Annotated in this window: 13 protein-coding genes; 4 read left to right on the top strand and 9 right to left on the bottom strand. The window is 69.6% G+C overall.

All coding sequences use genetic code 11. The features are described from left to right. Positions 1-175 precede the first annotated feature (175 nt). Complete coding sequence (locus tag ACH427_RS09780; protein WP_398868917.1) at positions 176-925, top strand: hypothetical protein; 750 nt, start codon at positions 176-178, stop codon at positions 923-925. 30 nt (positions 926-955) lie between these two features. Here the strand turns inward: ACH427_RS09780 and ACH427_RS09775 are convergent, their stop codons facing one another. The 6 genes from ACH427_RS09775 to ACH427_RS09750 form a co-directional block, all read right to left on the bottom strand. Further along, positions 956-1,582 (bottom strand): TetR/AcrR family transcriptional regulator, encoded by a 627-nt coding sequence (locus tag ACH427_RS09775; protein WP_398869178.1) that lies wholly within the window; start codon positions 1,580-1,582, stop codon positions 956-958. Between the two features lie 180 nt (positions 1,583-1,762). Continuing rightward, the gene (locus ACH427_RS09770; protein ID WP_398868916.1) at positions 1,763-3,088 is read right to left on the bottom strand and encodes a dicarboxylate/amino acid:cation symporter; all 1,326 of its coding nucleotides are present in this window, start codon (positions 3,086-3,088) and stop codon (positions 1,763-1,765) included. A 372-nt stretch (positions 3,089-3,460) separates the two neighbouring features. Then, entirely contained in the window at positions 3,461-3,751 is a 291-nt protein-coding gene (locus ACH427_RS09765) for a DUF4229 domain-containing protein (protein ID WP_361534726.1), read from the bottom strand. Between the two features lie 67 nt (positions 3,752-3,818). After that, entirely contained in the window at positions 3,819-4,337 is a 519-nt protein-coding gene (locus ACH427_RS09760) for a GNAT family N-acetyltransferase (protein ID WP_398868915.1), read from the bottom strand. Positions 4,338-4,441: 104 nt separating this feature from the next. Continuing rightward, complete coding sequence (gene mqnE / locus ACH427_RS09755) at positions 4,442-5,605, bottom strand: aminofutalosine synthase MqnE (RefSeq protein WP_398868914.1); 1,164 nt, start codon at positions 5,603-5,605, stop codon at positions 4,442-4,444. 78 nt (positions 5,606-5,683) lie between these two features. After that, positions 5,684-6,139, bottom strand: coding sequence for an Lrp/AsnC family transcriptional regulator (locus tag ACH427_RS09750; RefSeq protein ID WP_361524367.1), 456 nt, complete (start codon positions 6,137-6,139; stop codon positions 5,684-5,686). 133 nt (positions 6,140-6,272) lie between these two features. On the opposite strand from ACH427_RS09750, the gene ACH427_RS09745 reads away from it, so the two are divergent. Continuing rightward, on the top strand, positions 6,273-6,407 hold the full coding sequence (locus tag ACH427_RS09745; protein ID WP_275898584.1) for a hypothetical protein: 135 nt from the start codon (positions 6,273-6,275) through the stop codon (positions 6,405-6,407). Here ACH427_RS09745 and ACH427_RS09740 read toward each other — a convergent pair. The 3 genes from ACH427_RS09740 to ACH427_RS09730 form a co-directional block, all read right to left on the bottom strand. Further along, positions 6,404-7,111, bottom strand: a complete 708-nt coding sequence (locus ACH427_RS09740; protein WP_398868913.1) for a UbiX family flavin prenyltransferase — start codon at positions 7,109-7,111, stop codon at positions 6,404-6,406. The genes ACH427_RS09745 and ACH427_RS09740 overlap by 4 nt on opposite strands. A 69-nt stretch (positions 7,112-7,180) precedes the next feature. Then, complete coding sequence (gene mqnP / locus ACH427_RS09735) at positions 7,181-8,101, bottom strand: menaquinone biosynthesis prenyltransferase MqnP (protein ID WP_398868912.1); 921 nt, start codon at positions 8,099-8,101, stop codon at positions 7,181-7,183. Next, entirely contained in the window at positions 8,101-9,552 is a 1,452-nt protein-coding gene (locus tag ACH427_RS09730) for a menaquinone biosynthesis decarboxylase (protein ID WP_398868911.1), read from the bottom strand. Before ACH427_RS09730 ends, mqnP begins: the two co-directional genes overlap by 1 nt. Before the next feature lie 88 nt (positions 9,553-9,640). Here ACH427_RS09730 and ACH427_RS09725 point away from each other — a divergent pair, with 88 nt between their 5' ends. After that, entirely contained in the window at positions 9,641-9,949 is a 309-nt protein-coding gene (locus tag ACH427_RS09725) for a PLDc N-terminal domain-containing protein (RefSeq protein ID WP_398868909.1), read from the top strand. 215 nt (positions 9,950-10,164) lie between these two features. After that, positions 10,165-11,592, top strand: a complete 1,428-nt coding sequence (locus tag ACH427_RS09720) for an alkaline phosphatase family protein (RefSeq protein WP_398868908.1) — start codon at positions 10,165-10,167, stop codon at positions 11,590-11,592. The last annotated feature ends 173 nt before the right edge of the window (positions 11,593-11,765 follow it).

The raw sequence follows: 11,765 nt of genomic DNA, 5'->3' as shown, positions 1-11,765 counted from the left end.
CCAGGGGGCCGGGGGTGTGCTTGGTTTGTTCCCCGGCCCCGCCCCTTCCCGGCAGCGAGCCGCACCCGCTAGTCCTTACGACCCCCGAAGCCCTGCCCGTTTTGCCGATGTCCGTGCCCACGTGGCCGAAATAACTTCTTATGTGTCGAGCCGTCGCCGTAAGGAGACCCAAGCCATGAACACCGCCCGCCGCACCCTCCTCCGCACCGTCATAGCCACCACCGTCCTCACAGGCGCCGTCGCCGTCCCCACGGCCGCGTTCGCCGTGGAACCGGCGCCGAGCGCCGCGGCGGCGGGCCGCACCGTCGACATCGGTGGCGGCATGGAAGCCGAGATCAAGGACGGCAAGGCGTACCTCAGGCAGATCGGCAGCGGCAAGGTCCTCGCCGTGCTCTCGAAGGGCCAGACCTACAACGACGGCGTCTATGTGCACTTCGACGGTCAGAACGTGACCGCGAAGACGCAGGGCGACGACAAGAAGGGCGAGCCGTCCCGCACGGTGAAGCTCGATGACGGGAAGTACGCGGTCGTCACCAAGCTCGGCGACGGCTCGTACAAGGCCGTCATCACCGGTCCGGACGGCTTCGTCTTCGGCACGCTCACCGCGGGCTCGCCCTCGGTCACCCTCGACGGCGGCCTGAAGGTCACCCTCGACCAGAAGAGCGGCAGGATCATCCAGACCACGGTCAAGAGCCGGAACGGCGAGGCGGCCCGCGACGCCTCCGCCAAGGACACGTCCAAGAAGGACGCCTCCCCGCGGGCGCAGGACGTCAAGAAGCTGCCCAAGGGCGGCGTCGCCGCGGGCGAGGCGCCGCGGAAGCACCCGGACACCGACCCCGGCCTGATCGGCGGGGCACTCGCCGCGGCCGGCGTCCTCGGCGGCGCGGGCCTGCTCGCCGCCCGCGGCCGCAAGAGCGAGCGCTGAGCCCCGCGGCACACGGGGGCGGGGCGGAACCTATGAACGGGCGGGCGCCCAGCGCCGCCCGTTCATCAGGTTGTCCAGCCCGGCCCAGGCGAAGTTCATCAGCGTCTCCGCCGTGTCCCGCCCCGAGGGGGCCACATCCGTACGGGCGTTGGTCCACCCCGCGAGCGACTCGGCGGCGCCCACGAGCGCGTGGGCCAGCCCGGACGCCTCCTGCCACGGCAGCGGGGTGTCGCAGCCGTTCTCCGCGGCCGTCGCCGCGATCAGCTGGGTGACGACGTCGACGAGCTCCTGCCGCAGCGCGGCCACTTCGAGCGCGAACGGCTCCCCGTGCGTACGGGCCTGGCAGTGCAGGACGGCCCAGCCGTCGGGGTACGCGGCCGTGTGCGCGAAGAAGCCGCGGAGCCCCTGCCACAGCCGCCGGTCGGCGGGCGCGAGCGGGTCGACCGCCTGACGCACCGCCAGGATGAGCGCCTCGGCCTCGCGCCGTATGCAGGCGCTGAAGAGATCTTCCTTGGAGTTCAGATAGAGGTAGACCAGTGGCTTGGAAGCGCCCGCGAGCTCGGCGATCTCGTCCATCGACGCCGCGCGGTAGCCGCGGCGCGCGAAGACCTCCACGGCGGCGTCGAGCATCTGGCGCTCGCGCACCGCGCGCGGCATGCGTTTGGCCCTGCCTTTCTGCTTCATTCCGGCCTCAGCAGCGTCGGTCTGTGCAGCATTCACGACAAACGTCCCTCCGCCCCCGCTACGTTACCGGCAGGTAATGTTACGGGGAGGAGGGACGCCGAGGAGGGAAGATCCAGCCGAAAGCGCCGGAACGAAAGGATCAAGCCACCTCGATCAGGCCGCGGCGGCCGGCACCGGAGCGGTCTGCTCGGCCTGGTCCAGCGGCGAGGCCGTGGCCGAGTCGTACGCCTTCCGGTCGAGGATCTTCTCCCGGGAGGCCACGATGATCGGTATCACCGACTGTCCCGCGACGTTCGTCGCCGTGCGCATCATGTCCACGATCGGGTCGATGGCGAGCAGCAGGCCCACGCCCTCCATCGGCAGGCCGAGCGTCGAGAGGGTCAGGGTCAGCATCACGGTGGCACCGGTCAGACCGGCCGTGGCCGCGGAGCCGACGACGGAGACGAACGCGATCAGGACGTAGTCACGGATGTCCAGCGGCACGTCGAAGACCTGCGCCACGAAGATCGCGGCGATCGCGGGGTAGATGGAGGCGCAGCCGTCCATCTTGGTCGTCGAGCCGAAGGGCACGGCGAAGCTCGCGTACTCCCTGGGCACGCCCAGGCGTTCGGTGACCCGCTGCGTCAGCGGCATCGTGCCCACGGAGGAGCGGGAGACGAAGGCCAGCTGAATGGCGGGCCAGGCACCCTTGAAGAACTGGAGCGGGTTCACCTTGGCGACCGTGGCCAGCAGCAGCGGGTAGACGCCGAAGAGGACGATGGCGCAGCCGACGTAGATGTCCGCGGTGAACGTCGCGTACTTCCCGATCAGGTCCCAGCCGTAGGTGGCGATCGCCGTGCCGACCAGGCCCAGGCTGCCGAGCGGGGCGAGCCGGATGACCCACCAGAGCACCTTCTGCAGCAGCTCCAGCGCGGCCTGGCTGAAGTCGAGCACGGGCTTGGCCTTGGCGCCGACCTGGAGGATCGCGATGCCCGCGACCACGGCCATGAAGACGATCTGCATGACCTCGAGCTTGCTGAACGGCGTGATGACGTCGGTCGGCACGATCCCGGTGAGGAAGTCCAGCCACGAGCCGTGCTTCTTGGGCTCCGCACCGTCGGCCGCGGTGAGGCCGGTGCCGGCGCCCGGGTCGGTGAGCAGGCCGATCGCGAGGCCGATGAGGACCGCGATCAGCGACGTGATCATGAACCACATCAGGGTGCGGGTCGCCAGCCGGGCGGCGTTGGAGACGTTCCGCAGATTGGTGATCGACACCAGGATGGCGAAGAACACCAGCGGGGCGATCACCACCATCAGCAGCTGGACGAACATGTCGCCGATCTTGCCGAGGGTGACCTCCAGCCAGTGGATGTCACCGCTCTTGGCGGCCCAGCCGAGGAGCGCGCCGAGAACGAGACCGAGCAGGATCTGGCCCCAGAAGGGGACCTTGGGTATGCGCCCGCGCAGGGACGCCTTGGACGACACGGGTGTCGAGGACAACGGAAGCTCCGGGAGGTCAAGAAAAAGGGCGTGGGGCGCCAGGGAGGTCCGTACGCGCTGCGGGATCTCCGGCCGGGGTCGGCATACGTCAGCGGCGGCGACAGGCCGCGGAGACACGGCGGCAAAGATCGACGTGCAGGCGCGCCACGAGCGCGGGGCTCATGGGGAATCGGTGCGCTGCTGCTGTCTTCATGTCCAATACGTTAACACCGGGGCTTTGAGGGTCTCAAAGGTCTTCTTTGGGTTGCCGGTCGCGCACAGGCCGGAGAGCGGCAACGCCCGGCCGTGGAGCGGCTGCTCCACGGCGGGGCGTTGCGGTGATGTGAGGAGACTTACACCCGATCAGGGCGATAAGTCCCGATAGCGGGAGGCTCAGGCCACCCCGTCCTCCTGGGCCGCGTTGGCGTCGAAGCGCGCCTTGGCGCGGTCGACGCGCTCCACGATCTGCTCGGACATCGCGTCACGCTGCTTGCGCAGCAGCACCCAGCTCAGCGGGGCGGAGAGGACGAGCGCGAGCAGGACCATCCAGATGAGGTTCGAACTGCCCACGCCGAGCGGGATGACGTGCATGGAGCAGAGCACCCAGACGACGGCGAAGCAGGCGATGAGCAGGCCGAACCGCAGAGCGGTGTAGCGGAGCGAGGCGAACTTCTGGCTACTCACGGACGGGACCTTCTTCTCAACGACAACCGAAAGGGTCGCCCTCCAGTCAAGCACGCCCGGAAGGCGATCAGTCCAGTGGGCGCCACATCGTGATGTCGTCGCGATCGTCACCGGCCGCCACACGGATGCCGGCGGGCACCCGGCCGACCTCCTTGTAGCCGCGGCCGGCGTAGAAGTCCTCCAGGCCCATGCCACCGCGCGCTTCGAGCCGCAGCGCCTCGAAGCCCAGGTCACGGGCCATCTCCGCGGCCTCGTCCAGCATCCGCCGGCCGCGGCCGCCGCCCTGGAGCGAGGGGTGGATCATCACGGTGACGAGGGTGCACCAATGGCTCATCAGCGGATTGGCGTTGAGCCTGAAGAACGTGGTGCCGGCGAGCCGCCCCTCCTCGTACGCCCCGAGCATGCGCGCCCGGCCCGCGGCGACGTCCGCGGTCAGCGCGTCCGCCACCGGGCGCACCACATCGGCGGTCACCGGCGGCACGAAGCCGACGGAGCCACCGGCCTGACTGACGTCCACCCACAGGCGGAGCAACTCCTCGCGGAGCGCCGGGGTCAGCTCGGGGTCGCGTATGAAGGTAAGCGGCATAGCCGCAATGCAACCATTACGTGAGGCGCGGGCGCAACGGAAAAAGCCCCGGCGGACGCGCACCGGGGCTTTTCCTGCGGATCGTACGGATCAGGCTGTACGGATCAGACGCGCATGGGCTGGGGCGATTCCCGCAGCGACGCGTCCGGGCCCGGGTACTCACGGATGATCTCGTACCGCGTGTTGCGCTCCACCGGGCGGAAGCCCGCGTCCCGGATCAGGTCCAGCAGGTCGTCACGCGTCAGCTTGTTCGGCGTCCCGTAGTTGTCCGCGTCGTGCGTGATCTTGTACTCGACGACCGAGCCGTCCATGTCGTCCGCGCCGTGCTGCAGCGCCAGCTGCGCCGTCTGCACGCCGTGCATGACCCAGAAGACCTTCACATGCGGCACGTTGTCGAACAGCAGCCGCGAGACGGCGAACGTCTTCAGCGCCTCGGCGCCGGTCGCCATGGTCGTGCGCGCCTGGAGGCGGTTGCGGACCTTGCCGTCCTTCATGTCGACGAAGTCGTGCTGGTAGCGCAGCGGGATGAAGACCTGGAAGCCGCCGGTCTCGTCCTGGAGCTCGCGCAGACGCAGGACGTGGTCGACGCGGTGGCGGGGCTCCTCGATGTGCCCGTAGAGCATCGTGCTCGGCGTCTTCAGGCCCTTGGAGTGCGCCAGGCGGTGGATGCGCGACCAGTCCTCCCAGTGGGTGTCGTGGTCGACGATGTGCTGGCGGACCTCCCAGTCGAAGATCTCCGCGCCGCCGCCGGTCAGCGACTCCAGACCCGCGTCGATCAGCTCGTCCATGATCTCCGAGGCCGGCATGCCGGAGATCTTCTCGAAGTGCTGGATCTCGGTCGCCGTGAACGCCTTCAGCGAGACGTTCGGCAGCGCCTCCTTCAGCGCCCGCAGCGAGCGCGGGTAGTAGCGCCAGGGCAGCGTCGGGTGCAGGCCGTTGACGATGTGCAGCTCGGTGAGGTTCTCGTTCTCCATCGCCTTGGCGAGGCGGACGGCCTCCTCGATGCGCATCGTGTACGCGTCCTTCTCACCCGGCTTCCGCTGGAACGAGCAGTACGCGCACGACGCCGTGCACACATTCGTCATGTTCAGGTGGCGGTTGACGTTGAAGTGGACGACATCGCCGTTCTTACGCGTCCGCACCTCGTGGGCCAGACCGCCCAGCCACGCCAGGTCATCGGACTCGTAGAGAGCGATACCGTCCTCGCGCGTCAGCCGCTCACCCGCGTGAACCTTCTCCTCCAGCTCACGCTTCAGTCCAGCGTCCATGCGTCGGCCTCTCCTGCCTTGATGCCTTTTGCGACCCGATCGAGCGTACTCCCCCGGCTTTTCGGGCGGCCCGACCCCCTACGCCTCCTCGGGGAGCTCTCCCACGCGGTTCTCCCACTTCGTGGAGAGCACGATCGTGGTGCGCGTCCGGCTCACGCCCTTGGTCCCGGACAGCCGCCGGATCGTGCGCTCCAGGCCGTCCACGTCACCGACGCGGACCTTGAGCATGTAGGAGTCGTCGCCCGCGATGAACCAGCAGTCCTCGATCTCCTCCAGGTCCCGCAGCCGCCGCGCCACGTCCTCGTGGTCCGCCGCATCGGAGAGCTGGATGCCGATCAGCGCCGTGACGCCGAGGCCGAGCGAGGCGGCGTCGACGGTCGCGCGGTAGCCGGTGATCACGCCGGCCGCCTCCAGGCGGTTGATCCGGTCCGTGACGCTGGGCCCGGAGAGGCCGACGAGCCGGCCCAGCTCCGCGTACGACGCCCGGCCGTTCTCCCGGAGGGCCTGGATGAGCTGCCTGTCCACCGCGTCCATTGCCTGGAACCTTTCAAATAATGAGCGAACTCGCCGCATTGCATGTAGAATCTAAGGCATACAGGGGTCCACGCCCTGTGATTTCTCGCAAGATCCGCTAGATCAACGACGATCCTTCAGGAGTGATCTTCCCGTGTACACGATCGAGATGGCCTACGCCCGTATGCGCGAGCTGCAGGACACGGCCAACCGCTCGCGTGCCCATCAGTTCGCCGAGCGTCGCGCCGAGGCCAAGGCGGCCCGCACCGCGCGCGCCAAGAAGCGCTAACCCCCGGAGGGGGAGCGGGCCTCACCCAGCTCTCCCTTCCACCGGCGGTACAGCTGGTGCGGCACATCCGCCGCGTCCAGCACCCGCCCCGCGACGAAGTCCACCAGATCCTGGATGTGCGTCGCACCCGCGTAGAACGCCGGAGAGGCGGGCAGCACCACCGCGCCCGCCTCGTCGAGCGCCACCAGCTGCTTGAGCGTCTGACCGCTCAGCGGCGTCTCGCGCACCGCGACCACCAGCCGGCGCCGCTCCTTGAGCGTCACGCTCGCCGCGCGCTGCAGCAGATCCTTCGAGAGCCCCAGCGCCACCCCGGCCACACAGGCCGTGCTCGCCGGGACGATCAGCATCCCCTTGGCGGGGTAGGACCCCGAGGACGGCCCCGCGGCGAGATCCCCCGCCGGCCAGTACCGCGCGTCCGCGAGGTCCACCTCGAACGTGTGCGGCTTCCCGTCCGCCCCCAGCTCCAGCCAGTCGCGCAGATCCTCCCGCCAGTGCGCGTCGCGGAACTTGATCCCGGTCTCGTCCAGCAGCGTCAGCCGCGACGCGCGGCTCACCACCAGGTCCACTGCCTCACCGGCGGCCAGCAGCCCCCGCACCACGGCGGCGGCATACGGCGTCCCGGACGCGCCCGACACCCCGACCACCCAGGGCCTGCGGCCCGGGGCCGGGGTGTCGCGCGCGGCTGTCTCTTCGTACGGCTCCACGGTCTTGAGCCTATCCGCAGCGGCCCGCCACCCAGCGGGCAGCGGGCCGGGACGGACCACCCGTACGAGCTACCAGCCGAGGCCGCCGCTCACGAGGTCCAGCAGCGCGAAGACGAAGAGCACGATGCCGATCACGCCGTTGACCGTGAAGAACGCCCTGTTCAGCCGGGACAGGTCGTGCGGCCGGACGACCGTGTGCTCATAGACGAACGACGCCGCGGCGAAGCCGAGACCCACCCACCAGAAGGCACCCGCGTCGATCGCGAGGCCGTACCAGACGAGCAGGCCCGTCGTGATGACGTGACACGCGCGCGCACCGTGCAGCGCCGCCGGCACGCCGAAGCGCGCCGGGGTGGACTTCACGCCGTGGACCCGGTCCGCCAGCACGTCCTGGCAGGCGTAGATCAGGTCGAAGCCGCCGATCCAGATGCCCACGGCCAGGCCCAGTATCACCGCGGTCCACGACCACTCCCCCGTGACCGCGAGCCACGCGCCGACCGGGCCCATCGCCTGCGCCAGGCCGAGGATCGCGTGCGGGAAATTGGTGAACCGTTTCCCGTACGGATAGACCACCATCGGGACCACGGCGACCGGCGCGAGCGCCAGGCACAGCGGGTTCAGCAGCGCCGCCGCGCCCAGGAAGATCACGACAGCGATCAGCGCGCCCGTCCACGCCGTCCGCACGGAGACGGCGCCGGTGACCAGCTCACGCCCCGCCGTACGGGCGTTGCGCGCGTCGATCTCCCGGTCGATGATCCGGTTGACGGCCATCGCGAAGGTGCGCAGCCCCACCATGGCGACGGTGACCAGCAGCAGGCGCGTCCAGTGGACGTCGCCGTACTCCTGGAACATCGCGGTGAGCGCGGCGATGTAGGCGAAGGGCAGCGCGAAGACCGAGTGCTCGATCACCACGAGGCGCAGGAACGCCCTCACCCTGCCGGTGGACGGCGCGGGGCCGGGCCCGAGGACCCCTTCGGCAGCAGACATCATCAGAGCCCGTATTCCTTCCAGCGCTTCGTCACCCGATCGGCGACTTCCGGATCCGACTCGACCATGTGCGGCCAGCCCCCGTCCCGCGTATAGCCCTCCTCGGGCCACTTCGCGGTCGCGTCGATGCCCGCCTTGCCGCCCCAGAACTGCTGGTAGGAGGCGTGGTCGAGGTGGTCGACCGGGCCCTCGACGACCGTGAGGTCGCGCGCGTAGTCGGTGTTGCCCAGCGCCCGCCAGGACACTTCGTGCAGGTCGTGCACATCGCAGTCGCTGTCGACCACGACGATCAGCTTGGTCAGCGACATCATGTGGGCGCCCCAGATGGCGTGCATCACCTTCTGGGCGTGCTTGGGGTACTTCTTGTCGATCGAGACGATCGCGCAGTTGTGGAAGCCGCCCGACTCCGGCAGGTGGTAGTCCACGATGTCCGGCACGATGATCTTGAGCAGGGGCAGGAAGAACCGCTCCGTCGCCCGGCCCAGCGGACCGTCCTCGGTCGGCGGGCGGCCGACCACGATCGACTGGAGCAGCGGGCGGCGCCGCATCGTCACGCAGTCGATGGTCAGCGCGGGGAAGGGCTCCTGCGGGGTGTAGAAGCCGGTGTGGTCGCCGAAGGGGCCCTCGGGGAGCATCTCGCCGGGCTCCAGCCAGCCCTCGATGACGACCTCGGCGTTCGCCGGGACCTGGAGCGGCACGGTCTTGCAGTCGACCATCTCGATCCGCTTGCCGGAGAGGAAGCCCGCGAAGAGGTATTCGTCGATGTCGCCGGGGAGCGGCGCGGTCGAGGCGTAGGTCACGGCCGGGGGGCAGCCGAAGGCGATGGCGACGGGCAGCTTCTCGCCGCGCTTGGCCGCCACCTGGTAGTGGTTGCGGCTGTCCTTGTGGATCTGCCAGTGCATCCCGATGGTGCGCTTGTCGTGCCGCTGGAGGCGGTAGAGGCCGAGGTTGCGGACGCCGGTCTCGGGGTGCTTGGTGTGGGTGAGGCCGAGGTTGAAGAAGGAGCCGCCGTCCTCGGGCCAGGTGAAGAGCGCGGGCAGCCGGTCGAGGTCGACGTCGTCGCCGGTCAGCACCACTTCCTGGACCGGTGCCTCCTTGACCTTCCGCGGCGGCACATGGGCCATCGCGCCCAGCTTGCCGAACGCCTCGCGGACCCCGACGAAGCCGTGCGGCAGCTCGGGCTTGAGCAGTCCGCCGATCTTGTCGCTGATCTCGTCGTAGGACTTCAGGCCGAGCGCCTTGAGCAGCCGGCGGTCGGTGCCGAAGACGTTCATGGCGAGCGGCATCGCCGCGCCCTTGACGTTCTCGAAGAGCAGGGCGGGGCCACCGGCCTTGTTCACCCTGTCGACGATCTCCCCGATTTCCAGGTACGGGTCGACTTCGGCCTTGATGCGCTTGAGGTCACCGTCGCGCTCCAGCGCCCGGAGGAACGAGCGTAGATCGTCATAAGCCATGCGTTCCAGTATCAAGCACGGACTACCCTGGACCCGTCACGGGGGCCGCGTTCCGGCCCGTACCGCCGCTCTCGGGGAGCCCGCCACCATGCTCAGGTATCTGCCGACTCTGCTGGTCCTGGGCCTGTGGATCTACGCGTTCATCGACTGCCTGAACACTCCCGAGGAAGAGGTGCGCGGCCTGCCGAAGATCGGCTGGGTGATCGTCATCCTGCTCTTCGGCGGCGTGCTGGTCGGGCCGGTCGCGTGGGTGATCGCGGGCCGTCGCCGCGGGGCGGCGCGGCCCGGCGCGGGCGGGCCGGGCGGCGGGCAGCGGTGGGTGGCTCCCGACGACAACCCCGAGTTCCTCCGCTCGCTGCGGCGCGAGGACCCCAACGGCGGCAACACGCAGGGCTGACGCCCGGAAACACGCTGCCGTACGGGCTAGCGGCGCATCCCCCGATGGGGTGGAACTCCCTCGTACGTACGATGACCTTTTCTCCCAACTGGTGCCCCTTCACCGCCATTTGACGCGCCGTTCACACGCCCCCTCCTGCCCTCGTCACACCTGTGCCGGGAGAGTCGGCCGGGTCACACTGTGGCCTCACGCGACTCCAGGGAGAGGGGCACGCCATGCCCGAGATGACCCGACGCAGACTCCTCGGCGCGGCGGCGGGAGCGGTGGGCGGCGCCGCGGCGCTGTCGCTGCTGCCGCCGAGCGTGCAGCGGGCGGTCGCCGCCGGACCGGCCCGGCGCGGCACGCCGAGCGACATCGAGCACGTGGTCCTGCTGATGCAGGAGAACCGCTCCTTCGACCACTACTTCGGCACTCTCAAGGGCGTACGCGGCTTCGCCGACCCGCACGCCATCAAGCTCCCGAACGGCAAGAGCGTCTTCCACCAGCCGGACGCGGAGAACCCCGACGGGTACCTGCTGCCGTTCCGGCTGAACACCGGCAAGACCAGCGCCCAGGCGATCCCCAGCACCTCGCACGCCTGGGAGGTGCAGCACGAGGCGTGGAACGGCGGCAGGATGGACCGCTGGCTGCCCGCCCACCGCAAGGCGGACGGCGCCAGGGCGCCCTACGTGATGGGCTACCACACGCGCGAGGACATCCCCTTCCAGTTCGCACTCGCCGAGAGCTTCACCCTCTGCGACAACTACTTCTGCTCGGTCTTCGGCCCCACCTGGCCCAACCGGCTCTACTGGATGACGGGCACCATCGACCCCGGCGGCGGCCACGGCGGCCCCGTGATCGACAACAGCGCGCCGAAGCCGTACCGCTGGACCACCTACGCGGAGCGCCTCCAGGCCGCCGGCGTCAGCTGGCGCGTCTACCAGGAGGAGGACAACTACGAGTGCAACCTGCTGGAGGAGTTCCAGCAGTTCAAGAACGCCAAGCCCGGCAGCGCGCTCTACGAGCGCGGGATGCGCCGCCAGAAGGCGGGCACCTTCGAGGACGACGCCCGCAACGACCGGCTGCCCACGGTCTCCTGGATCATCCCCACCGCCGGGCAGTCCGAGCACCCGGCCTACCTGCCCGCGGCGGGCGCGGACTACGTCGCCAGGAAGATCGGGGCCATCGCCGACAACCCCGACGTGTGGGCGAAGACCGTCTTCATCCTGAACTACGACGAGAACGACGGCCTCTTCGACCACGTGCGCCCGCCGGTGCCGCCCCGGGGCACGCCCGACGAGTTCGTCCACGGCCTGCCGATCGGCGGCGGCTTCCGCGTGCCGTGCATGATCATCTCGCCCTGGACGGTGGGCGGCTGGGCCGCCGGGGAAGCCTTCGACCACACCTCCTGCCTGCGCTTCCTGGAGGTGGTGACGGGCGTCAAGGAGCCCAACATCAGCGCCTGGCGCCGCCGGACCTTCGGCGACCTCACCTCGGCCTTCGGCTTCCCGCGGCCCGCGCCGCGGCCGCCCGCGCTGCCCCGTGACACCGCCAAGCAGCTCGCCCAGGCCAAGTGGGCCGTCACCCACCTGCCCAAGCCGGCCCTGCCGGGCTCCGGCCAGACGCCCCCGCGACAGGAGAAGGGCAGCCGCCCGCGGCGCTGACACATGCGCGACGGCCCGCCCCCTCCGGAAGGGACGCTGTTGGCGAATTACGGGCCGTGTGCGTGACGTCGGCCTCCACTTGTTCCTTTACATCGGGTGGTCACTCTCTGTATTGAGGCTGTGGTCGCTGTGGTCTGTTCCGGTCGCGTTCGATCAGCGTCTCGGGTCGCTTG

Source organism: Streptomyces sp. NPDC020379 (assembly GCF_044387105.1).
Classification (GTDB): Bacteria; Actinomycetota; Actinomycetes; order Streptomycetales; family Streptomycetaceae; genus Streptomyces.
The sequence above is the reverse complement of the archived record's forward strand: the minus strand, read 5'-3'. Positions and strand labels throughout refer to the sequence as shown.